Origin of the sequence: Proteus hauseri ATCC 700826 (assembly GCF_001654965.1) — a bacterium.
Classification (GTDB): Bacteria; Pseudomonadota; Gammaproteobacteria; order Enterobacterales; family Enterobacteriaceae; genus Proteus; species Proteus hauseri.
Map to the genome: position 1 here is coordinate 38,846 of NZ_LXEV01000032.1, position 25,212 is coordinate 64,057.

21 protein-coding genes are annotated in these 25,212 nt (G+C 38.0%); 17 read left to right on the top strand and 4 right to left on the bottom strand.

The features are described from left to right. The first annotated feature begins 366 nt into the window (after nt 1-366). From ppiB to M997_RS14750, 7 genes are all read left to right on the top strand, one after another. Nucleotides 367-861 carry a peptidylprolyl isomerase B gene (gene ppiB, locus M997_RS14720; protein ID WP_064720866.1) on the top strand — a complete coding sequence of 165 codons (495 nt, stop codon included), beginning with the start codon at nt 367-369 and terminating at the stop codon, nt 859-861. A 13-nt stretch (nt 862-874) separates the two neighbouring features. After that, entirely contained in the window at nt 875-1,597 is a 723-nt protein-coding gene (lpxH, locus tag M997_RS14725) for a UDP-2,3-diacylglucosamine diphosphatase (protein ID WP_064720867.1), read from the top strand. Nucleotides 1,598-1,731: 134 nt separating this feature from the next. Next, complete coding sequence (gene purE / locus M997_RS14730) at nt 1,732-2,253, top strand: 5-(carboxyamino)imidazole ribonucleotide mutase (protein ID WP_064720868.1); 522 nt, start codon at nt 1,732-1,734, stop codon at nt 2,251-2,253. Continuing rightward, nucleotides 2,250-3,317: a 5-(carboxyamino)imidazole ribonucleotide synthase gene (gene purK, locus M997_RS14735; RefSeq protein WP_064720869.1), complete on the top strand. Its 1,068-nt coding sequence runs from the start codon at nt 2,250-2,252 to the stop codon at nt 3,315-3,317. Before purE ends, purK begins: the two co-directional genes overlap by 4 nt. A 122-nt stretch (nt 3,318-3,439) precedes the next feature. Further along, nucleotides 3,440-4,699 (top strand): MFS transporter, encoded by a 1,260-nt coding sequence (locus tag M997_RS14740; protein WP_064720870.1) that lies wholly within the window; start codon nt 3,440-3,442, stop codon nt 4,697-4,699. A gap of 85 nt (nt 4,700-4,784) precedes the next feature. Further along, entirely contained in the window at nt 4,785-5,813 is a 1,029-nt protein-coding gene (locus M997_RS14745; RefSeq protein ID WP_064720871.1) for a mechanosensitive ion channel family protein, read from the top strand. A 196-nt stretch (nt 5,814-6,009) separates the two neighbouring features. Beyond that, nucleotides 6,010-8,172, top strand: a complete 2,163-nt coding sequence (locus tag M997_RS14750; RefSeq protein ID WP_064720872.1) for an ornithine decarboxylase — start codon at nt 6,010-6,012, stop codon at nt 8,170-8,172. An 89-nt stretch (nt 8,173-8,261) separates the two neighbouring features. Here M997_RS14750 and ybbP read toward each other — a convergent pair whose 3' ends face one another. Then, nucleotides 8,262-10,703 carry a putative ABC transporter permease subunit YbbP gene (gene ybbP / locus M997_RS14755; protein ID WP_064720873.1) on the bottom strand — a complete coding sequence of 814 codons (2,442 nt, stop codon included), beginning with the start codon at nt 10,701-10,703 and terminating at the stop codon, nt 8,262-8,264. Continuing rightward, nucleotides 10,700-11,386, bottom strand: coding sequence for a putative ABC transporter ATP-binding protein YbbA (gene ybbA, locus M997_RS14760; protein ID WP_064720874.1), 687 nt, complete (start codon nt 11,384-11,386; stop codon nt 10,700-10,702). Before ybbA ends, ybbP begins: the two co-directional genes overlap by 4 nt. Between ybbA and tesA the strand changes: the two genes are divergently transcribed. From tesA to M997_RS14785, 5 genes are all read left to right on the top strand, one after another. Continuing rightward, nucleotides 11,357-11,986, top strand: coding sequence for a multifunctional acyl-CoA thioesterase I/protease I/lysophospholipase L1 (gene tesA, locus M997_RS14765; RefSeq protein ID WP_064720875.1), 630 nt, complete (start codon nt 11,357-11,359; stop codon nt 11,984-11,986). The two genes, ybbA and tesA, sit on opposite strands and share 30 nt — an antisense overlap. Before the next feature lie 50 nt (nt 11,987-12,036). Further along, nucleotides 12,037-12,822, top strand: coding sequence for an SDR family oxidoreductase (locus M997_RS14770; protein ID WP_064720876.1), 786 nt, complete (start codon nt 12,037-12,039; stop codon nt 12,820-12,822). Nucleotides 12,823-12,907: 85 nt separating this feature from the next. After that, complete coding sequence (locus M997_RS14775; RefSeq protein WP_064720877.1) at nt 12,908-13,765, top strand: co-chaperone YbbN; 858 nt, start codon at nt 12,908-12,910, stop codon at nt 13,763-13,765. 34 nt (nt 13,766-13,799) lie between these two features. Continuing rightward, nucleotides 13,800-14,726 (top strand): SPFH domain-containing protein, encoded by a 927-nt coding sequence (locus M997_RS14780; RefSeq protein WP_064720878.1) that lies wholly within the window; start codon nt 13,800-13,802, stop codon nt 14,724-14,726. A 2-nt stretch (nt 14,727-14,728) separates the two neighbouring features. After that, complete coding sequence (locus M997_RS14785) at nt 14,729-15,208, top strand: NfeD family protein (RefSeq protein ID WP_064720945.1); 480 nt, start codon at nt 14,729-14,731, stop codon at nt 15,206-15,208. Here M997_RS14785 and cueR read toward each other — a convergent pair. After that, on the bottom strand, nt 15,171-15,575 hold the full coding sequence (gene cueR / locus M997_RS14790) for a Cu(I)-responsive transcriptional regulator (protein ID WP_064720879.1): 405 nt from the start codon (nt 15,573-15,575) through the stop codon (nt 15,171-15,173). The genes M997_RS14785 and cueR overlap by 38 nt on opposite strands. A gap of 135 nt (nt 15,576-15,710) precedes the next feature. On the opposite strand from cueR, the gene copA reads away from it, so the two are divergent. The 4 genes from copA (at nt 15,711) to ybaK (ending at nt 21,944) form a co-directional block, all read left to right on the top strand. Continuing rightward, entirely contained in the window at nt 15,711-18,656 is a 2,946-nt protein-coding gene (gene copA, locus M997_RS14795; RefSeq protein ID WP_064720880.1) for a copper-exporting P-type ATPase CopA, read from the top strand. A 373-nt stretch (nt 18,657-19,029) separates the two neighbouring features. Further along, nucleotides 19,030-20,496, top strand: coding sequence for a YadA C-terminal domain-containing protein (locus tag M997_RS14800; RefSeq protein ID WP_064720881.1), 1,467 nt, complete (start codon nt 19,030-19,032; stop codon nt 20,494-20,496). A gap of 121 nt (nt 20,497-20,617) precedes the next feature. Next, the gene (locus M997_RS14805; protein WP_064720882.1) at nt 20,618-21,427 is read left to right on the top strand and encodes a TraB/GumN family protein; all 810 of its coding nucleotides are present in this window, start codon (nt 20,618-20,620) and stop codon (nt 21,425-21,427) included. Between the two features lie 37 nt (nt 21,428-21,464). Further along, complete coding sequence (gene ybaK / locus M997_RS14810) at nt 21,465-21,944, top strand: Cys-tRNA(Pro)/Cys-tRNA(Cys) deacylase YbaK (RefSeq protein ID WP_064720883.1); 480 nt, start codon at nt 21,465-21,467, stop codon at nt 21,942-21,944. 79 nt (nt 21,945-22,023) lie between these two features. Here the strand turns inward: ybaK and ushA are convergent, their stop codons facing one another. Then, nucleotides 22,024-23,688, bottom strand: coding sequence for a bifunctional UDP-sugar hydrolase/5'-nucleotidase UshA (gene ushA / locus M997_RS14815; protein WP_064720884.1), 1,665 nt, complete (start codon nt 23,686-23,688; stop codon nt 22,024-22,026). Nucleotides 23,689-23,948: 260 nt separating this feature from the next. On the opposite strand from ushA, the gene M997_RS14820 reads away from it, so the two are divergent. Then, the gene (locus M997_RS14820; protein ID WP_082918454.1) at nt 23,949-25,187 is read left to right on the top strand and encodes an MFS transporter; all 1,239 of its coding nucleotides are present in this window, start codon (nt 23,949-23,951) and stop codon (nt 25,185-25,187) included. Nucleotides 25,188-25,212 lie beyond the last annotated feature (25 nt).

A 25,212-nucleotide genomic window follows, 5' to 3' on the forward strand; every position in this document is an offset into this window, starting at 1 on the left:
TATACGCAAATTACGTATGTAATAATAAAAATAGTAATTACAACGATAAAATACCAATATAACATTACCTTTATAAGGGTTTTGAACACCAATTACAAAAGCAATTCAGATTAACAACCGCTTATATTACTCTGCTCTGCACTTATTTTCACTGCCCAATAGTTGACTGTGAACAATCAAATTTCGCTTTATCAGCCAAAAAATTGGCTAAAAGTGTTTTTTACTTATTTTACCCACTGATTTAAGCGAAAAATGCCAGTGAAAAAAAGATGAATACTGACTAAATAAGGTAATTGTGGTATAAAAAAAAGCACAATTGTTTCTGCCCAAGTCTGGGTAAAGCTAAAATTATATTAGGATCTAAATATGGTTACTTTTCATACCAATTACGGCGATATCGTGATTAATACATTTGCAGATAAAGCACCTGCAACCGTAGAGAATTTTTTAGACTACTGTAAAGAAGGATTCTACGATAACACTATTTTCCACCGCGTTATCAATGGATTTATGATCCAAGGTGGTGGTTTTGAACCTGGTATGAAGCAAAAAGCGACCAAAGCACCCGTTAAAAACGAAGCAAACAATGGCTTAAAAAATAACCGTGGCACATTGGCAATGGCTCGTACTAACGATCCACACTCTGCAACTGCACAATTTTTTATCAACGTAGCAGACAATGATTTCTTAAATTTCCGTGCTGAAAATGCAAATGGCTGGGGATACTGTGTATTCGCAGAAGTTGTTGAAGGGATGGATATTGTTGATAAAATCAAAGCTGTATCTACGGGTCGCAGCGGTTCCCACCAAGATGTTCCTCGTGAAGATATCGTAATCAACAGCGTTACTGTTAGCGAATAAGCAGTCACTTTTTATGTGTACGCTGTTTATCGCAGATCTACATTTAAGTGAACATGAACCGGCAATTACTGCCGGTTTTCTTCGCTTTTTAAAAGAACAGGCTGTTTATGCCGATGCGCTCTATATCTTAGGTGATTTTTTTGATTTTTGGATTGGTGACGATGACCCAAATCCATTACATCCACAAATAGCTCAAGCATTAATGCAACTGAAAAATGCAGGTATTCCTTGTTATTTTATTCATGGAAATCGTGATTTTTTAATTGGCTCACGTTTTGCCAAAGAGAGTGGCATCACGATATTGCCACAAGAAAAAGTACTTGAGATTTATCAGCATCGCATCTTAATCTTACATGGTGATACGCTTTGTACCGATGATGAGTCCTATCAACGTTATCGAAAAAAAGTGCATAATAAGCTTATTCAACGCCTATTTTTGCTTCTTCCTCTTTTTATCCGGCTTCGTATTGCAGATAAAATGCGAACACGCAGCCAACATGCCAATCGTTATAAATCTGAAACGATTATGGATGTAAATTCTCAAACAGTTATCGATACTTTTAAGCATTTTAATACCCAATGGATGATCCATGGTCACACTCATCGCCCCGCTATTCACACAGTTGAGATTGAGGGAGAGAATCATTACCGCGGTGTATTAGGCGCATGGCACACAGAAGGCTCTATGTTTAAAGTCACTGCTGAAAACATTGAATTAATCTCTTTTCCCTTTTAATTTACCACTGTCATTTACACGATAAAAAGACGTTTTTTTCTTTACGCAAACGTTTTCCTTGACGTATTAGCGTGATACTATCACTTTCTGTTTATCAGGCTATCTCTGTTTATGCTTACAGGAGCAGTTAAGTAATGTCTTCTCAAGTTGGTCTAAATACTCCTTCGCCACAAATTGCCATAGTGATGGGTTCTAAAAGTGACTGGGCAACAATGTCTCATGCTGCTGATGTATTAGATGCACTGCAACTTCCTTATCATGTTGAAATTGTCTCTGCACATCGCACACCTGATAAGCTATTTAGCTTTGCTGAAAATGCAAAAGACAACGGCTTTGATGTAATTATCGCAGGTGCAGGTGGTGCTGCCCATTTACCAGGAATGTTAGCAGCAAAAACATTAGTTCCTGTTTTAGGCGTACCGGTACAAAGTGCTGCATTAAGTGGCGTTGATAGCCTTTATTCTATTGTTCAAATGCCAAAAGGTATCCCAGTTGGCACCTTAGCTATCGGAAAGGCTGGTGCAGCTAATGCTGCTTTATTAGCAGCACAAATTTTAGCCTTACATAACCCTATTATTTTTGATTCATTAACAACATGGCGAACTACACAAACTGACGATGTACTGAATAACCCAGATCCTAGGGAGGCGCTATGAAACCCGTTTGTGTCCTTGGGAATGGTCAACTTGGTAGAATGCTGCGCCAAGCTGGGGAACCTCTAGGTATTTCAGTTTATCCTATTGGGCTAGATGCAGAACCCGAAGCCGTACCTTATCAACAAAGTGTTATAACGGCAGAAATCGAACGTTGGCCACAAACGGCATTAACTAAGGAACTTGAGCGTCATTCTAACTTTGTTAATCGTGATATTTTTCCGCTACTTGCAGACCGCTTACCGCAAAAACAGTTACTTGATGAGCTCAATTTAGCAACTGCACCTTGGATGCCGTTAACATCCCCTGATCAATGGCCAGATATTTATGCTCAACTTGGTGATTTTATAATTGTAAAACGCCGTGTTGGTGGCTACGACGGCAGAGGCCAATGGCGTATCCATCCTGGCGAAGAAAACCAACTTCCTGCAGAAATTTATGGCGAATGCATCGTTGAGCAAGGGATCCCATTTTCTGGCGAAGTATCATTGATTGGTGCTAGAGACAACAACGGCAATTGTGTTTTTTACCCTTTAACACATAATCTTCATCAAGATGGTATTTTACGCATGAGTGTCGCACTACCAACGCCATCACCAACACTACAACAATCAGCCCAGCAAATGCTTGAGGCTATTCTTAATAAGCTTAATTATGTTGGTGTAATGGCAATGGAGTGTTTTATCCTTGGTAATAAACTACTTATCAATGAATTAGCGCCTCGCGTACATAACAGCGGTCATTGGACTCAAAATGGTGCATCAATTAGCCAATTTGAATTGCACCTACGCGCCATATTAAATTTACCGATGCCAACACCTGAAGTGAGTCAAACTTCGGTAATGGTAAATCTTATTGGTACTGAAGTGCATCCCCAGTGGCTGTCGTTACCTTTAGTCCATCTTCATTGGTATGAAAAAGAAGTACGTCCAGCGCGCAAAGTGGGACATTTAAATATCACACACAATGATACCCAATCACTTCAAAACACATTAAATCAATTAAGCCCTCTGCTTGATGAGGCTTATCAGTATCCTATCAAATGGGCTTTAGAAAAATTAAGCTAGCAGTCCGACTCATAAAGTTAGAGAATAATAGCCCTTAACGAACAGACCTTTAAAATAAAGGTCTGTTATTCGCTATTTTCTCCTGATTATTCAGGTTACTGCACCCGTTTGATGGAGTCAGGATGCAAGCCACGCAACAGATTTTTGGCCCCGTGTATCAGTGGACTATGCTGATATTACTGGGTTTGGTGTATTTTTTAGCCACAGCAACTACGTTTACTTCGTTAGGTGTCGTTCTCCCAAGCATGATAAATGAGCTAGAGTGGAACTGGACACAAGCAGGCCTCGGTTTTACTTTGTTAGGATTAACCTGTGGACTTGCCAGTTTTTTGCCTACTCTGCTCATCCGTAAGCTCAGTGTTCGCCTTACACTATTAATTGGATTAATGATTTTTGTCAGTGGTTTCTATTTTTTATATGAAACCTACACTATTGCTTGCTATTTTCTTGGTACCGCACTGTTAGGTATTGGTTTTACTCTGCTGGCAACCGTTCCCGGCACCTATGTTATCTCTCGGTTATTTGAAAAACAGTCCTTTGCTTTTGGTGTCTATTTTACTATTGGTGGTTTAGGTGGCGTTGCAGGCCCTTGGATCTATTTTTTAGCAACGCATTTATGGCATACATGGCGTATGCATTGGCTTATCTCTGCCATAGCACTCACTATTATTACCTTAATTACCATTTTATTTTTGCGTGAAGGGAAAACAGAACAAGAACATGCGAAAAAAATTAGCCAACTGCAAACCACTAAACGTATCTATCAAACCAAAGAGATTTGGACAGCTCGCCATGCTTTAAGAACATGGCAATTTTATGTTATCGCTGCCACTTACACCGCCTTTCTTTGGTGTGGTATTACCGTAAATAGCTTTGCCGTTGCTCATATTATTGAAAATGGCTTTAGTGAAACCATTGCTGCAACACTATTAAGTACGATGGCATTTATCAATGCATTTTCACGCTTAGCGGGTGGTGCGATAGGTGAATGGCTAGAACCGAAAAAACTACTTATCGCAAGCTTGAGTATTATTATTATCGGCTTATTCGCATTAAGTATGGCGAATTCATGGCTCTATCTGATTTTATTTACCATCTGTGTGGGTATTGGTTATGGCATGACCTTTTTAGCATCAAGCATATTACTGGCTAATTATTTTGGGCGGGCACCTTATCTTGAGCTTTTCTCAGTGATGAATTTAATTTCGACACTAGCTTGTTTAGCACCTTTTTTTGCTGGTGCAATTAAAGATATATCGGGCAGTTTTACTCCTGCTTTTCTTATTCTTACTATTCCTGTTTTGCTTATCTTAGCGGTAACGTTATTTATGCGGCCCCCCGCTTATCCAACTTATCAACATGCTAGTAAAAAACAGAAATAAGCAGTTATTTTATTAAATCAGCAAGGTAGCTTAATAACTAAAGTAGCATCATATAAAAGCGATTTTATAAGGAGACGTTAGGCTGATGAATGAAGCATTAATAATGAAGTACTCCATTGGTGTGGGGATTGTTTTAGCCTGTTTTATTGGTTTTTTGATTATTTCTTTTTTTCAACACAAAAAGAAAAAACGCCAAAGAAATATTATTATTCATATTAGCCAAGCTATCTTACTATGTAGTTTAGTGATTATCTTAGGAGAATACGTTGAAATGGCGATAGTGGATTTTAATCTCCACTTTATCTCTTTCAAACTGGTTAATTTCTTTACCTCTGCGGCTATTGCCTTAATTTTGATGCGAAAATTCTTTTTGCTGATTAATAGATTAGAGCAAAACCAAATTAAAAAAGGAAGTGACCCTACATCAGCACGTATTATTTCTCGTGTCTTTAAAATTACCCTTTTCGTCGTTATCATCTTATTATTTGGTGAACATTTTGGCATGAGCTTGTCGGGATTAATGACCTTTGGTGGCTTAGGCGGCATTGCCATTGGTATGGCAAGTAAAGATGTCATGAGCAACCTTTTTTCCGGTGTGATGCTCTATTTTGATCGCCCTTTTAATATTGGTGATTGGGTACGTTCTCCTGATCGTAATATTGAAGGAACAGTAGTGGAAATTGGCTGGCGTATTACCAAAATTATTACCTTTGACCATCGACCTTTATATATTCCCAACTCTGTATTTTCATCTATTAGCGTTGAAAACCCAGGCAGGATGACCAATAGACGTATCGAAACAGAAATTGGTTTACGTTATGAAGATTCAGATAAAATCGGTGTGATAGTAGAAGATATCCGTAATATGTTAATGCAAAATGAAAAAATAGACACTCAGCAAACTATTCTGGTCTATTTTAATCAATTTGCTGACTCATCTCTTAATATCATGGTGTATTGTTTTACCAAAACAACAGTGTGGGGCGAATGGTTAGCAGCCCAACAAGAAGTTTATTTAAAGATGATAGATATTGTGCATAAACATGGCGCTGATTTTGCTTTTCCATCTCAAACTGTTTATATTGAAAAATCATCACCAGTAGCACCACAGTAATTACAGTGAGAGGTTTATAGCTGAGCTGTAAACTTCTCTTGCTTTTTATTCACTCTATTCCCTTATGATTAAAATGTTTTTTTATGCAAAATAACCGCATAAAACGATACTAATTTTCTTTTAATACATTCCATTCATATAAGCAACCAAGTATATTGGCGGCATATTTGTTGACCCATAATAAAATCCAAGCCTAATGAAAAAAATGCAATTGGCATCTAGCCCAACGGTTTCACACTATTTTACGACTGAGCGCACAGTTATTGACATTACAGGCGCCAATTTAACGCAAATATCAGCAGTGATATTGTCGTTAACTGCGGTTAATGCAGGTGAATTAAAACGTATTCAAAAAACAGAATTCCAATTACCTATATTTATTGCTGTTGGTCTTAACGACACTCTTTCTGCTGATGTACTTAGTCAAGTTGAAGGTATTATTATTATGGAGAACAGTGCTAATGAAAAAAACAGCATATTAATTGAAAAAGCAGCACTTCAATATGAAGAAAGTCTTACAACGCCTTTCTTTTCACGTTTAGTCAATTATGTCGCACAACAGAATATCGCTTTTGATTGCCCTGGTCATCAAGGTGGTGAATTTTTCCGTCGCCATCCAGCTGGAGAGCAATTTTATCAATATTTTGGCGAGAATTTATTTCGTTCTGATCTCTGTAATGCTGATGTTGAAATGGGAGATTTGCTGATCCACGAAGGTGCGCCTTATGATGCGCAGGCCTTTGCTGCACAAGTATTTAATGCTGATAAAACCTATTTCGTTTTAAATGGTACTTCTTCTTCAAATAAAGTTGCTTTAAATGCACTGTTAGCGCCGAATGATTTAGTGTTATTTGATAGAAACAATCATAAATCAAATCATCACGGAGCATTGATTCAAGCGGGTGCGATACCTATTTATTTAGAAACAGCCCGTAATCCCTTTGGCTTTATTGGTGGCATTGATGCCCACTGTTTTGAAGAGGATTATCTGCGTCAACAAATTGCAGAAATCACCCCAGAACGCCAATATGATAAACGCCCTTTTCGTTTAGCTGTTATACAGCTAGGTACTTATGACGGTACAATTTATAACGCACGACAAGTCGTTGATAAAATTGGGCATCTTTGTGATTACATTCTGTTTGATTCAGCATGGGTAGGATATGAGCAATTCATTCCGATGATGAAACAGTGCTCTCCACTGTTACTCACACTAAATGAAAATGATCCCGGAATATTAGTCACACAATCGGTACATAAGCAATTAGCTGGTTTTTCGCAAACTTCTCAAATTCATAAGAAAGATGCTCATATAAAAGGACAGCAGCGTTATATCAATCATAAACGTATGAATAATGCTTTTATGATGCATGCATCCACCAGCCCTTTTTACCCTCTGTTTGCTGCATTAGACATCAATGCAAAAATGCACGTAGGTAAAAGTGGTGAGGCAATGTGGATGGATTGTGTGAAACAAGGCATCGAAGCACGTAAATCATTAATAAAACAATGTCAGTTTATTAAACCTTTTATTCCTGAAATGGTTGATGGCATTGCTTGGCAAGATCATAACACCGATGAAATAGCCCACGATCAACGATTCTTTAATTTTATTCCTAATGATAATTGGCACTCTTTTGAAGGCTATGCCAATAACCAATATTTTGTTGATCCATGTAAATTAATGCTGACTACACCAGGAATTGATCCTCATACTGGTGAATATGAGGCTTTTGGCGTACCAGCAACTATATTGGCAAATTATTTACGCGAGCATGGCGTTATTCCTGAAAAAAGCGATCTGAACTCTATTTTATTTTTATTAACACCAGCTGAACATAGCGAGAAATTTGAACGCTTAATATCATTGATTATTAGATTTGAGAAATTATTAATTGAAGATGCACCACTAGAGCAAGTATTACCGTCTATTTGCCATCGTCATCAATCACGCTATCAAGATTACACCTTGCGTCAACTCTGCCAGGAAATGCACAATCTTTGTGTCACTTATAATATTAAATTACTGCAAAAGCAGATGTTTAGAAAATCACATTTTCCCAAACGAGCACTTAGCCCACAACAAGCAAATATTGAATTTGTGCGTGGAAATATTGAGCTTTTACCACTCAGTAAATTAAAAGGTAGGATCGCGGCAGAAGGTGCGTTGCCATATCCACCGGGTGTATTGTGTGCAGTTCCTGGTGAAGTTTGGGATGGCGCTGTATTACGTTATTTCCAAGCCCTTGAAGTTACCATCAATCAACTGCCGGGATTTTCAACAGAATTACAAGGTGTTTATACCCATCATGAAGAAGATGGTAGTAAACGTATTTATGCTTATGTTTTAAAAAGCTAACTAATTTATATATGACCTAAATATAAAAATGCTGATGTCTTTAATATACTGCACATCAGCATTTTTATTTGGTGAAACTAATTTGATTATTACTCGCCTTGGATCCGTCGATATTGCCCTTTATCTTGCAATAATCTAACACCTAATACACTGCCACAAAGTGAGAGTAAAAGTGCTGCTAATAAAGGAACCGTGATCCACATTAACCACTGAGGCTGCCAAGGAAAATTAAATACTGATTTTTGCAATAAACTTAACGCAACTTCGGCACCGATAGCGGCGGCGAGCCCTGCCATTAAACCTAATAATGCAAACTCGGCCCATAAAGTTCTGCGTAACAGTGATTTTCCTGCGCCTAATGTACGATAAACCACTAGCTCAATACGCCGTTGTGTCATTCCCACTTGAATCTGAGCAATCAGTAATAATCCACCACAAATCATCACAAGCCCAACCATTATCTCTAACGCACGACTGACTTGTTGTAAGATCTGCTGAACTTGCTGAATCAACGCACCTGTATCTAGCACACTCACTGTCGGAAATTGTCGATTCAATGCCGTGATCAACGAACCATCTCCTTGGTAATAAAAACTACTCATCCATTTCTCAGGTTGATTATTCAATCCTTCTTCTGAAAAAATAAAGAAGAAGTTAGGACGAAGATTTTCCCAATCAACATGGCGAATACTAGTGACAACGGATTTAAATTCGCGGGTATCACCCACAAAGGTTAATTCATCACCCAATTTAATTTCTAGTTTTTCAGCAACACCTTGATCAAGTGAAACGCCATTGCCAACAGGAGGCCAAGTTCCTTCAATAATCAGGTTATCTTTTGGTAACTCGCTATGCCACGTTAAATTCAATTCTCGACGAACCGTATTGTTGCCATTATCTCGCGCATCAGCCCACTCTTTAGCATTATTACCATTAATTTGCGTAAGCCTCGCGAGTACCACAGGATAAGCATCGGTCGGCGTTACTTTGTATTGCGCCATTAAGGTATTAATTTCTTGTACCTGTGGCTGCGACATATTAATTAGAAAGTAATTTGGGCTATCTTCGGGTAACTGTTTTTGCCATTTTTCAAGTAAATCCCCCTGAATTAGCACCAACAGTGTGAGTAACATAAACGATAATGCAAAAGCGGCTAATTGCGTCATGGTTTGAAATGGCTGACGTAACAATCGTGTCACGGCTAAACGCGCACTTAATTGGCGAAATTTAAACTGTTTTAAGATCCACAGCCCTAACCAGCCAATAATACCTAATAAAAATGCAATAATGACAACACCCAATAAAATAGACCATAACAATACTCCAGTTCCCGCAAATAGCGTTAAAGCACCAACTACGATTAACGCTACTATTGGCAAATAATATCTTAGTGGCCAAACAGGTGCAGTAACATCACTACGTAATACGCGAGAAGGCTGCGTAGACATTAATTGGTGATAAGGCCTTAAACCTGTTAATAAAGCGATTAACAGCAAAGAGCCCACCGACCACAGCCAAGGTAATAGGCTGGCATCGGGTAATGTCTTTGGTAACACTGGCGCTAATATCTGTAGCAAAATCGTTTCAAAAGCCAAACCAACCAATGAACCAACAATAATTGCGGCAAAAATAATAACGCCCCATTGCCCAACAATCCATTTACGCAATGCCCGTTTATCAGCGCCTAATGTTTTTAATACTGCAATTAAGGTATGACGGCTACGACAATAGTGAGTCATAGAAACAGCAACGGCTGAGATAGCTAATAACAGCGTTAATAGTGCAGATAACAATAAGAAATTTTTCGCTCTTTCCATAGATTGAGAGAGTGCACCAGTATCTTGTTTTAAACTATTCCAGCGCTGATCTGGCTTTAGCTGAGGATCAAAACGTTGCTGATAGGCATCAATTGCGGATTCATTACCCGCAAACATATACCGATAAGTGAGTCGACTTCCCGGTTGAATTGCCCCCGTCGATTCAACATCCTCTAAACTAATTAAAATCCTAGGTGCGATTTGAAAAGGATTAAATCCACTATCAGGCTCTTGAATTAAAATACCTGCTATCGTAAATGTGGCATCACCTACATCAATTTTGCTTCCAACATTAATATCTAATAATGATAATAAGCGAGCATCTACTAACGCTTGCCCTTTTTCTGGTTTTAAGCCTACAGGTTGAGTTTCTAATTCCCCATAAAGTGGATATAAATTATCCGCAGCCTTAACTAAGGCAAGTTGTGGTGTATCTCCTTCTGGTGCATACGACATGGTCGTAAATTGCATTTGGCGGCTTAGCGTTAAGCCCATTGTTTTAGCTTCATTTAGCCAATTTTCATCCACGGGATAAGATGCACGTAAAACTAAATCACCCGCAATTAAATCACGGCTTTGGGCGTAAATACTTTTATCAATGCGATCACCAATCCGCCCTAATGCTAAAACGCAAGCTACAGCTAAAGCGAGTGATAGCCAAACAATTAATAAAGCGGGAGAACGCCATTCGCGCCAAAACCAACGCCAAATCATGACTCCTCCTTAAGTTGACCATCAACCAAACGTAACCGACGCTGACACCGCGCTGCAAGCTCATTATCATGAGTGACTAAAATCAACGTGGTCGCATAATCACGATTAAGTGAAAACAGTAAATCGGCTATTTTATCTCCCGTTTTACGGTCAAGATTTCCTGTTGGTTCATCAGCAAACAAAATTGCGGGTTGAGTACAAAAAGCTCTCGCCAGCGCGACTCGTTGTTGTTCGCCACCAGAAAGTTGCGCTGGCATATGATATAACCGCTCGCTTAATCCTAACTGGTTTAGTAAATTAACTGCACGCGTATGGCTGTGTTTTTCTGACTCCCCTTTTAATAATGCGGGCAACTGCACATTTTCAAGTGCATTCAATGTCGGGATCAACATAAATGATTGAAAGACAAAGCCCACATGCTGAGCACGTAACATCGCTCGCTGCTCTTCATTCATGGTCGTTAAATCTTGTCCCATCAATTTTACAGAACCTGCACTGCCATCATCTAATCCTGCAATTATACCTAATAAGGTGGATTTGCCCGATCCTGATTCACCAATTAACGCAATTGTTTGTGCAGACTCGACAACAAGCTCAACACCCTGCAATATAGAGATCTGACTATCACCCTGTCCTACTTGTTTGGTTAACTGATGAACTTCAAGAACCTTTTCCGACGACATACATTTTTCCTTATCGTTATCATGATGTTTAGCTTTAAGGCAATTGCTGCTGATACATTTTTAATCTTTGGTGACAGCTTAAGTGCCGGGTATCGCCTTCCTATTGAGAGCGCGTGGCCACAGCGCCTTACTGATAAATGGAAAACAACCTACCCTGAAATCAAGGTTATTAATGCTAGCATTAGTGGTGAAACTGCATTTCAAGGGCAAAATCGGCTACCTGATTTATTAAAACAGCATCAACCTCGCTGGGTATTGATTGAACTAGGTGCAAATGATGGCTTACAAGGATACCCTGTTGCACAAACAAAAGAAGCACTGCAAAACATCATCACACAAGTGAAAAATGCCGGCGCGACACCTTTGTTTATGCAAATAATAATTTCCCCTAATTACGGTAAACGTTATACACAATCGTTTTCCGCTATTTATCCAGAATTAGCTAAAAATAACGCACTACCACTAATTCCATTCTATATGGTGCAAATAGCAGATAAACCAGAGTGGATGCAAAGTGATAGCATTCATCCCAATGAAGCAGCTCAACCTTTTATTGCTGAGTGGATGGACAAAACGTTATCTCCTTATTTAACACACTAGACTATTCTGACAGTAGTTAAGCTAGATTAAACGAGATTAATTGTAAAATTATGCAAAAAACGGTATTGATAACAGGAAGTTCCAGTGGAATTGGCCTTTGTGCTGCAAAAACTTTAAAAGAAAGAGGCTTTCGTGTACTTGCCGCTTGCCGTAAAGATGAAGACCTTAAACGTATGGAAACACTGGGATTAGAACCTATTTACCTTGATCTTGATGATGCTAAAAGTGTCGAAAAAGCGGCATTAGAAGTTATTCGTCTAACAAATGGTCGTTTATATGGATTATTTAATAATGGCGGTTTTGGTGTTTATGGCCCGTTAGATGCCATTAGCCGCCAACAGATGGAAAAACAATTTTCTACTAACTTTTTTGGCATGCATCAATTAACAATGCTATTACTGCCTGCCATGCTACCTCATGGTGAAGGCCGTATTATTCAAACCAGCTCTGTAATGGGAATTATTTCCACTCCGGGTCGAGGTGCTTATGCGGCGAGTAAATATGCGGTAGAAGCATGGTCTGATGCATTAAGGATGGAAATCGCACACTCTGGTGTAAAAGTCTGTTTAATTGAACCTGGCCCAATACAGACTTCTTTTACTAAAAACGTTGCTCAAGCAGAAAAAGATAAACCGGTAAAAAATCCGGGGATTGCGAGCCGTTTCACATTAACACCTGACGACGTAGTGAAAAAGCTAATTCATGCTTTAGAAAGTCCAAAACCTAAGTTACGTTATCCCGTGACCCTATTAACTTACGCTGTCAGAATATTAAAACGCTTTTTACCTGATGCATTAATGGATGCTGTTTTAAGCCATCAAAGTGGCAAGGCTTGATATTTATGGATTTCATCCCTATTTATTAACTAAATAGCTTTAAAAATAGTATTTATTTTCAGAATTCTCAAAAAGGGACAAGTTAATGTTAGCAACTGCACATATTGTTGATGTAAATGAATCAAATATTCAGCAAATTATAGAACAATCTATGACAAAGCCTGTCATGATGTATTTCTATTCAGAACGCAGCCCACATTGTGCAGAGCTTGGTGCAACACTAGATAAACTCGCTGCAGAATATGCAGACCAATTTATTTTAGCCAAACTCGATTGCGATGCTGAACAAATGATTGCCTCTCAATTTGGCTTACGAGCAATCCCGACTGTTTATATTTTACAAGAAGGTCGCCCTGTTGATGGCTTTGAAGGCCCTCAACCTGACGATGTTATTCGCAATATTCTGGGTAAAACTCTACCAAAACCAGAAGAGCTAAAAGCAGCACAGGCGGCTGAGTTACTGGCAGAAGGTAAAGCTGATGAAGCACTACCATTGCTAAAAGAAGCACATCAACTAGCACCTAAAAACAGTGAAATAACCTTAGCTTTAGCTGGCGCTTTAATTTCATTGAATAAAAATGAAGAAGCTCAAGAGTTATTAACAACCATCCCATTACAAGACCAAGATAGCTACTATCACAGCCTATTAGCGCAAATTGAATTGCAAAAACAAGCAGCTGATACCCCTGAGATTCAGCAGTTACAAGTCGATTTTAATCAACAACCTGAAAATACCGCGCTGGCAACTCAACTTGCACTAAAATTACATGAGGTTGCCCGTAATGAAGAAGCATTAGAATTACTTTATCGTTTCTTGAAAAGAGATCTCAATGCAGGTGATGGGCAAGTTAAGAAAACCCTGATGGATATTTTGTCGGCTTTAGGGGCTAATGACAGTCTGGCATCTAAATATCGCCGTATGATGTACTCTTTACTTTATTAACTTTTACTCACTGAAACGACTTTAGGACAGGTATATGGAAATAGTCATTGGTATTATCATTTTATTTGCTGTTATTTTAGTGTTAAGTGGTGTTAAAACCGTGCCACAGGGTTATCAGTGGACTGTCGAACGTTTTGGTCGTTATACACGCACACTTTCGCCAGGTCTTCAAATTCTGATCCCATTTGTTGACCGTATTGGCCGTCGCATTAATATGATGGAACAAGTTCTTGATATCCCTTCTCAAGAAGTCATTTCTCGTGATAATGCCAACGTCAGTATTGATGCGGTCTGCTTTATCCAAGTTATTGATCCTGTAAAAGCCGCTTATGAAGTTAATAACCTTGAACTGGCAATTATTAACTTAACACTGACAAATATTCGTACCGTGTTAGGCTCGATGGAGCTTGATGAAATTTTATCTCAACGTGACCAAATCAATAGCCGTCTTTTACTGATTGTTGATGACGCAACAAACCCATGGGGTATTAAAATTACCCGTATCGAAATTCGTGATGTTCGTCCACCCAAAGAGCTTATTTCTGCGATGAATGCGCAAATGAAAGCTGAACGTACAAAACGTGCCGATATTTTAGAAGCGGAAGGTATTCGCCAGGCTGCTATCTTAAAAGCAGAAGGTGAAAAACAAGGCCAAATTCTAAAAGCTGAAGGTGAGCGTCAATCAGCATTCTTGCAAGCAGAAGCTCGTGAACGTGCGGCAGAAGCGGAAGCAAAAGCAACTCAAATGGTTTCTGATGCTATCGCTAAAGGAGATATGCAAGCCATTAACTACTTTATTGCGCAGAAATATACTGATGCACTGTCACAAATTGGTTCTGCTGAAAATAGCAAAGTCATTATGATGCCATTAGAAGCAAGTAATTTAATGGGAGCAATTGGTGGTATTTCAGAGCTAATTAGTAACACGAAAAAAACTGATTCTGGTAACAAGAGCAATTAATGATGATTGAACTGATTAGTGCTCAATCTGCGCTTTTCTGGCTTGGCCTCGGTGGCTTGCTGTTAATAGCAGAAATGCTAGGAACCGCGGGATATCTATTATGGTCAGGTATTGCAGCGCTATGTGTTTCTTTGCTTGCATGGATATTACCTATTGGTTGGCCTATTCAAGGTATTCTGTTTGCTTTGCTTACTGTTATTAGTGCAATCCTTTGGCGAATTTGGCTTAAGCAAAGAAAACTATCAAAAGAAGCTGAGAATTTAAATCAAAAAAGTCATCAACTTATGGGAGTGAAAGCCGTTTTATTGTCAGATACAGAAAGCGGCTTTAGTCGTGTGAAACTTGCTGATGGTAGCTGGCGTGTTTATTCAGACACGCCACTACATGCTGGTGACAAAGTTGAAGTTGTTACCATTGATGGTATTACATTGCACGTTATCGCGATCACTTCTGCTGGTGGCAACACCCAGAAAGATGATTGATTATTGGGCAATCGGCACCATCATCACCAGGACATTCACTGGCTAATGAGAGAAGACGATGACGAATTGCATTTAATTCGTTAATCGTTTTCTCAATTTCAGCAACTTTTTTTAATGTTGCCTCTTTAACATCAGCACTATGCCGCAATGGATTTCTAAGCAACATTAATAATGATCGACACTCTTCTAAATTAAATCCCACTTCTCTGGCTTGTCGTAACAGAGTCAACTCTTCAAGGTGTTGAGGTCGATAATAGCGATAGCCATTTTCACCTCTTCCTGGTGGTGTGATTAAATCTTTTTCTTCATAAAATCGGATTGCCTTGGCTGTTAATCCTGTTTTACTTGCGATTTCACTAATATTCAAAATTCCCCCTTGACCTTCCCCTTGCGGAAAGGTTTAGCCTTTATCTCAGATAATAAAAACCTTTAAAGAAAGCAAGTTACCTAATATTGCGTAATAATAGAGGTATTCGCTTTTTTATTTCGGAGATAAAAAATCATGGCAAAAAATACGCTTCTCGCGCTACAAGGGCTTTCATGCTCCCACTGTATAAACAGTGTAAAAAAATCACTTGATGCCCGCAATGATATAGAACAGTCCGTAGTAACTATTCAATACGCTAAAATTGATAGCGATGCAACTGCTGAAAGCTTAATCAAAACGATAGAAGAAGCTGGATATGAGGCGGCAATAGCAACCCACCCTGATGTTAAATTAAGCCTAAGCGGCCTTAACTGCATGAAATGTGTGGGTAAAACAGAAAAAGCGCTGTTAGCGGTTGAAGGTGTTGTAGATGTTAATGTCACTAAAGAATCGGCTGATATCTTTGGTGATGCAAACGCAGATACCTTAATTTCTGCCATTGAAGCTGAAGGCTTTAAAGCAAGCTTAGCTGATACAAATAATACCATTGAATTAACCCTTTCTGGTTTAAATTGCGGCCACTGCATTGGCTCAGTAAAAAAAGCGCTTGAAGGAATAGAAGGCGTAGAAAACGTAGATGTAGAGCTAACTCACGCTAAAGTCACAGGCTCAGTTTCAGCAGAACAATTAATTAATGTGATTAAGGATGCTGGTTTTGAAGCTGAATTAGCGAGTACTGATCACCCAAAAACTGAGCCGCTGACGCAAACGCATGCACAACTGGAAGCATCGTCAGCGGCTGTTTGTGATATTCCAGTTGAAAATACAGATATTCCTAATAACGATGTAGATATAGATACTGATGACGATGGCAGTATTCAGCTCTTAATTGATGGCATGACTTGTGCAAGTTGTGTTAGTAAAGTTCACAAAGCATTACAAAGTGTTGAAGGTGTTGATAATGCAAGAGTTAATCTTGCTGAGCGTAGCGCTTTAGTAACAGGTGATGCTGATCATGATGCATTAATCAGTGCCATTGAAAAAGCAGGCTACGGTGCTGAAATTATTCAAGACGATGTAAAACGTAGAGAACGCCAGCAAGAGGTCGCTGTCGCTAATATGAAACGTTTTCGTTGGCAAGCAGCATTAGCATTGGTCGTTGGTATTCCAGTTATGGTCTGGGGAATGATCGGCGATAATATGATGCTAACAGAAGCTAATCACAGTATTTGGTTAGCTATTGGGATTGCCACCCTCTTTGTGATGGTTGTCGCTGGTGGACATTTTTATCGTAGTGCATGGCAAAGCTTAAAAAATCGTAGTGCAACAATGGATACCTTAGTTGCATTAGGAACAGGAACCGCTTGGCTTTACTCTATTACAGTAAATCTATGGCCAGAGGTTTTTCCTGAACAAGCGCGACATCTCTATTACGAAGCCAGTGCGATGATTATTGGTTTAATTAATCTTGGTCATATGCTTGAACAAAGGGCTCGCCAACGTTCATCTAAAGCACTAGAACGACTATTAGATTTAACACCACCAACAGCAAGAGTTGTCACTGACAAAGGTGAAATTGCAATGCCACTTGCTGATGTTAAACAAGGAATGACTTTACGTTTAGCAACCGGTGATAAAGTGCCTGTTGATGGTGAAATCATTCAAGGTGAAATATGGATGGATGAGGCTATGCTCACTGGTGAGCCAATTCCACAGCAAAAAACCATCGGTGACATCATACATGCTGGTACAACGGTGCAAGACGGCTCAGTACTATTTAAAGCCGCAGCTGTTGGTAGCAAAACAACTCTTGCTCGCATTATAAAATTAGTCCGACAAGCCCAAAGTAGTAAACCTGAAATTGGGCAATTAGCCGATAAAATTTCAAGCGTATTTGTGCCTGTTGTTGTTGTGATAGCGCTAATAGCTGGCGCTATTTGGTATTTCTTTGGCCCATCGCCACAAATTACCTATGCATTAGTAATTATCACAACAGTGCTGATTATCGCCTGCCCTTGTGCGCTGGGTCTGGCAACACCAATGTCGATTATTTCAGGTGTGGGTCGTGCAGCTGAATATGGCGTATTAGTACGCGATGCTGACGCACTTCAACAAGCGAGCAACCTTGATACGTTAGTATTTGATAAAACAGGTACATTAACAGAAGGGATGCCTCAGGTAACTGAAATTCATACCTTTAATCAAGTGAGTGAAGCTCAAGCATTAGCATTAGCGGGATCACTTGAAAATGGCTCTAATCACCCATTAGCCAAAGCAATTTTAACTCGAGCTAAAGGAATTCATTTACCTGAGATTAATCAATTTCGCACGCTCGCAGGAATGGGGCTAAGTGGTGAGATTGAGGGTAAAACAGTACTTTTAGGTAACCCTAAACTAATGAGTGAATCAGGTATTGATATTAGTGAAATCAATACACTTATTGAAACTCAAGCAGCAAAAGGGGTTACACCCGTTTTACTTGCTCAAGATGGCAAAATAGCCGCACTATTATCTATTCGAGATCCACTTAGAGAAGATACCGTAAGTGCATTGCAACGCTTACACAATCAAGGTTATCGCTTAGTGATGTTAACTGGTGATAACCCGATTACGGCCAATGCTATAGCAAAAGAAGCTGGTATTGACCAAGTTATTGCTGGTGTAATGCCAGAAGGCAAAGCGCAAGCAATTACTGAGCTACAGGCACAAGGCCATCGCGTTGCTATGATTGGAGATGGTATTAACGATGCGCCAGCATTAGCTAAAGCGGATGTCGGTATCGCGATGGGTGGCGGTAGTGATATTGCGATAGAAACTGCGGCAATTACCTTAATGCGCCATAGCTTACATGGTGTTGCGGATGCCGTTGAGATCTCAAAAGGCACACTACGTAATATGAAGCAAAACCTCTTTGGTGCCTTTGTCTATAACAGCTTAGGTATCCCAATTGCGGCAGGTATTTTATACCCATTAACAGGTACATTGCTAAACCCAGTTGTCGCAGGTGCAGCAATGGCGTTATCTTCAATCACAGTTGTAAGTAATGCGAATCGCTTATTACGTTTTAAACCTAAGCAATAAAACCATACACATGCTGCGTTAAGGCTAAGCGCACTATCTCTAAACCTCTTTTATCTTCAGGGTAAAAGAGGTTTTTTTTATTATAAAATAGTTATCAGTTTACTTATCAACATGTTAAAAAAAAAGCCGATATTTCTATCGGCCAGTCAAAGAGGAATTTTTCATTATACAAGAGAGTCATCACTCCGCCCTCTTAGTCCTAGAATAGCAATATACTATAAATTTTTCATTAACTTTATTATTCATATATACAATTAAATTCCTATATAAAATAGCCATAAAAACATTTCAAAAGATATTAACATTGCTAGTTTATTATTCTAATTTTAGAATTAAATAGTTAACAAGGATCTTATATTAAAAGGAATTAATCATGAAATTAAAAAAAATCGCCATACTTAGCCTATCTCTAATTTATTCTATGAATGCTTTTTCTATTGCAAAAACAATAACAGAGGGAGATTTTATTTCACCTGAAAATACTTATCTTAATGATAACCCGATTAATTCTACATCTCTATCTTCATCTCCTATGAAAAATGAAATTACCAGACCTATTCTTGATGAATTTGTAAGTGATTTTTATATTTATCATATGAATTCGTATCATCATAGTCCTAGTGACAATTCTGAAAAAACTGTTGAAATTATCAGAATAACAGATGAAATAATAAGAAAAATGGATAAAGAAATAAGAAAAATAATACCAAAAGAAAATTTTGATATAGAGAAAACTCTGATTACAGATAATCAATTCAGAGATAAATCAATAGATTTAGATAATACAAGTGGTAATTTTAAAGAAGCAGTATTGGGTTATCTTGCTAACTTTTCAAGCCATACAGATACTCCAATTCTTATTCCAAATTCAAATGAACCTGTTTCTTTTAATAAAAATAAAATTGATAATCTTGCTAATACTAAGAATAAAATACTGATTCAAAGGCATCATCGCTTACCTGATTCAAAACTTAATGAATTAGAAAAAAACATACTAAGAGGAAAAGGCGTTAGTACCCCAAAAGAAACAGTACTTAAATTAGAAGATAATTTTGTAAAAAAAATCACTGCTATTCAGAATAAACAAGAAGAACAAGATCAAGAAAGAAACAGAAACGATAACCTTTTAGATCAAAAAATACATCAAACAATAAATAAACTAAACAGACATATAGGTGAGACTAATGAAAATAAAGATACAATAGATAATAAAAACAACATCAATAAAAACAGAACGAAAATATTATCTATTGAACATATGTCTAACACAAATGCAGTGAATTCAAATACAAATAAAACAAACATTAAAACCAATAAAGATAATATTAATATTAACAAAAATAAAATTGATGAAAATGCAGATGCTATTGATGAAAGTAGAATCACAATCATTAAAAACACAAATAACATCACCGAGAACACATTGCAAATTAATGATATAAAAGAAAACACTATTAATAGTGTTGATATTAATGGAGTTAGGTTACCGCTAAAAAATCATCTTTCTCATTTATATAATCAACAATCAACAGGTAGAAGCCAATTTAATGCACTTAAAGAGAATTTTGAACATTTTAAATCTGATACCCAAAATCGTTTTTATAAAGTTGAAAAACGTGCCAATCAAGGCATTGCCTCTGTAGCCGCAATGAGTAATTTACCTTTTACTGATAATGCTACATTTAGTACCGCTATTGGTATCGGTAATTATCGTAATGCCACAGCTCTTGCTTGGGGTATGCAATACCGTATTAATGAAAATATAAAAGTTAGAGCTTCTACCGCATGGAATGAAAGCAATAGTTGGGTCTCTGCTGGTGGTGTCGGTATTAGTTGGTGATCATTACAAATTAATTAAAATAACGAAAATTAAGTAATTCCTTAGTTTTCGTTATTTCATTCATTTCTAAATCCGTTATGCTGGAAACTTGTTATTTTATTCCTCAGCAGGAGCAGATTAAATGGTGGGTATTGTTCAGCAAATAAAAAAATGGATAGGTATCAATAAAACTACTCACTATCCTTACCCTGCCGTTGATATTACTTTACCCAATAATATCTCATTGCATTTAGTGGGCAGCATACATATGGGTGTACCGACCATGTCGCCACTATCAGAAGTGCTCATTAGCGAAATCAGGCAAGCGGATGCTATTATTATTGAAGCGGATATTTCAACTGAAACTCAAGCTTTTGATCAGCAATCTCTTTTTAGAGAGCCTATAAATACGCGAATTAATGATATTTTTCTTACAAAAGTTATTCAACAATGTGAAAGTTTACAGATCCCGCTTTTTCAAATCGACGATAAACCACTTTGGCAAATTGCACTTATTTTGCAATCTACACAAGCCACTCAATTAGGCCTTCAACCGCAACATGGTATTGATTATCAAGTTATTCAATATGCTAACAAATATCAAAAAACACTGATTGAGCTTGAAGGTATAGAAAGTCAAGTCGCCCTTTTATTAGATTTTCCTGATGATGGTCAACAATTACTGCTAGATACCCTGAAAAATTGGCACGATAATGCACGCACATTGCAAATTATGATTAATTGGTGGTTAAATTATAATAGTAAAGAGAAGCAGTCCCCTTTACCAAATACATTTAGCAAAGCTGTATTTGATATTTTAATGGATCAACGTAACCAAAATTGGGCAAAAATATTATCACAACTTCCTAGTGGCCGTTATGTTGTTACCGTTGGCGCATTGCATCTCTTTGGTGAACAAAACTTAGTTGATTTATTAACTAAGCAGGCATAAAAAGAAAATTACATATCATCGTTTAGTAGGAAAAATTATGACTCCCGCTGTAAATTTACTGGAAAAACAAAAAATAAAATTCACGCTACATCCTTATGAACACGATGCTAATGTCCACAACTTTGGTGATGAAGCTGTAGAAAAGTTAGGTTTAAATAATCACCAAGTATTTAAAACCTTATTAGTGGCATTAAATGGTGATGCAAAAAATTTAGCTGTTGCAGTTACACCGGTTTCAGGTCAGTTAGATTTAAAATTAGTCGCAAAATGCTTTAAAGCCAAAAAAGCGGATATGGCGGATCCTCAAATCGCTCAAAAAGTCACAGGCTATTTAGTTGGTGGAATTAGCCCATTAGGACAGAAGAAACGTCTACCAACCGTAATTGATGAGCAAGCGTTAGAATTTGATACAATGTTTGTTTCTGGTGGTAAGCGTGGTTTAGATATTGAATTAGCAGCCAAAGATTTAGCCAGCGTACTCGGTGCTCAATTTGCCCTTATTCGCAAAGAGGCTTAATCTCCATATATTTTAAAGGCGACCTATTATTAAGCCGCCTTTTAACTATAAATAATTATTATCTATTGAATAATATCAACTATTTCTTATAAACAATCTCACCTTTAGGCTCAAAATCTGCTGCTTTCAGTGGAGAATGTGCTTCGATATAGCCTTTTAATACTTCAGCGTCAACAAAACCAGTATTTACATACGCTGGATGAGTATCTACTTTAGGATAACCATCACCGCCGATAGCATTAAAATTTAATGTCGCCATACGGTAAGATTTGGTTTTATCCAGTGGCTCACCTGCAATTTTCACATCGCTAACATTGCAATCAGCATCCACAGTTAAACTTACATTATAGAATTGAGCATAAGCACCAGAATCTACTTTCATGCAAGCAACCGCAGAAAGATATGGCTCAACCTCTTCACCTTTGAAATCAACATATACCAGTTCATTAGCAAATGGCTGAACTTTAAGCACATCTTTATAAGTGATATTGCCAGATTCAATAGAATCACGAACACCACCACCACTCATAATAGCAAAATCAGCATTAGCACGCTCAGCTTGTGCCGATAACAATAAACGCGCCATATTGGTTTGAACGAAGCGAACTTTGCTGCGATCACCTTCTAATTTACCAACAACTTCCCCTACTTTAACATTTAATTGCTCCCCCCCTTTTTCTTGGTAAGGTGTTAACAATTTCATCATTTCTGGGTTATGTGCAATCTCTTTCGTGTAATAGACCAGCTCTATTGTGCCGTCGTCTTTTTTCACTTTTTGATTCAAGTTAATTGGGATTAACTGATAGTGTTTTAAGGTAAATTCGCCATTGCGGAATTCAAAATCTGCACGACCTACATATTTACCCCACTCATGGGCCTGAACAATCCATGTACCATTTTGATTATCAGGTGCACAAGGGGTTCCTGGTACATAATCTGCTTGCTTATAGTTTTTGTTCTCTTGAGACATGCAGACAGGATCTTGTGAGTGACCGCCCACAATCATATCTAAATAGCCTTTTGGCAAAGCACGAGCCATTTCAACATCACCAGGGGCATTAGAGCCATGATTACCGTCATCATAGTGCCCCATATGAGTTGCAGCGATAATAATGTCTGGTTTTTCAGTTGTACGCAGCTCTTCAACAACTTTTTTAGCTTCATCAGCAGGAGCGCGGAATTCAGTATCAGGGAAGTTACCAGGATTACCAATGCGAACTGTATCATCGGTTGTTAAACCTAATACAGCGATCTTTACGCCTTGCTTATCAAAAATGGTATAAGGCTTGAATAGACGCTCCCCCGTACTTTTTTGATAAATATTGGCAGATAAGAAGGGGAATGTTGCCCACTTTTCTTGTTGGCGCAATACATCTAATGGATTATCGAATTCATGGTTACCCAATGCCATTGCATCGTAACCAACGAGGTTCATACCTTTAAAATCAGGCTCTGCATCTTGTAAATCTGACTCAGGAACACCGGTATTGATATCACCACCAGATAACAGCAACACACTACCGCCTTTTTTAGCGACTTCATTACGAATATCATCAACAACTGTTTTTTGTGCAGCTAAACCATATTCGCCACGATCATTATGCCAAAAATGGCCGTGGTGATCATTGGTATGAAGAATAGTAATTTCGTAGGTTTTATCCTTTTCCCATGCCTGAGACATCACAGGCGTCATTGCTAAAGAAACCGTCAATGCGCATGTAGATAATTTAAAAGATAAGCTCATGGTATATCCCCATGTATATTAATTATTAAAAGGCTCTGCCAAGTATTTACTGTAGAAAAAAAAGACAGAAGTTAAATACTTTTGCTGTATTTTATGACGTAGGTTATATAATTTTTTTATTATTTCATTGTTTCAATAGTTTTTTTGAGACATGAATCAAACTCTATTTCTTAGAAAAGTACTGTTTTAGAAATAGATGTAAACTAGATTAATAAAAATAGAAACAATTCATTAACAAATAGATGTGACAGGGAAATGAAATGAGCAATACAGATTCCACTCTTCAATCTGAAGATCCCAAAGTTTTGCAGCAAAAAGCCAACAAGCGGAATACAGTATTTACTATCTTAACCGCTATCAGCTTTTCGCATCTGCTTAATGATATGATCCAATCATTGATTTTGGCGATTTATCCGATGTTGCAATCTGAGTTTTCACTGAGTTTTGTGCAAATTGGCATGATAACACTGACCTATCAAATCACAGCATCGCTACTACAACCTTTTATTGGCCTTTATACTGATAAATATCCAAAACCCTATTCATTACCTATAGGCATGGGATTTACACTTACAGGACTTATTTTATTAGCCTTTGCTAATACCTTCCCCATGTTGTTGCTTGCCGCTGGATTAGTCGGCACGGGGTCTTCTGTTTTTCATCCTGAATCATCACGCGTTGCTAGAATGGCATCAGGAGGAAGGCACGGCCTGGCTCAATCCCTTTTCCAAGTTGGAGGCAATTTAGGAAGCTCATTAGGGCCACTACTTGCTGCACTGATTATTGCACCTTATGGTAAAGGCAATGTCGGTTGGTTCTCTTTTGCTGCATTGTTAGCCATTGTAGTGCTTTTACAAGTTAGCCGCTGGTATAAAATTCAGCAAGAAGCTCAGAAAAAACAACCACGAACAATACAAACTCATGCTGTTTTACCTCGTAAAGCATTATTCGGATCATTAGCTATTTTACTTATTCTTATTTTTTCTAAATATTTTTATCTCGCGAGTATCAGCAGCTACTATACTTTTTACTTAATACACAAGTTTGGTGTTTCTGTTCAAAACGCCCAAATTCACCTGTTTGTTTTTCTTTTTGCTGTTGCAGCAGGCACCATGATTGGTGGGCCTGTTGGGGATAAAATAGGCAGAAAATATGTTATTTGGGGATCTATTCTTGGTGTTGCACCTTTTACCTTACTACTGCCTTATGCCAATCTTTATTGGACCGGCATTTTAACTGTCTTTATTGGTGTAATTTTAGCTTCAGCATTTTCTGCTATCTTAGTTTACGCTCAAGAGTTGATCCCAGGTAAAACAGGCATGGTTTCTGGGCTTTTCTTTGGTCTTGCATTTGGGATGGGAGGTATTGGTGCCGCAGTGCTAGGTTACATAGCAGATCAGAAAAGTATTGAATATGTCTATCATATTTGTGCTTATTTGCCTCTACTTGGCATTTTCACAATTCTTCTACCTAACATTGGGGTAGATAAAACCAAATAGTCTGCGATTATCCTTGTTGCTGTAA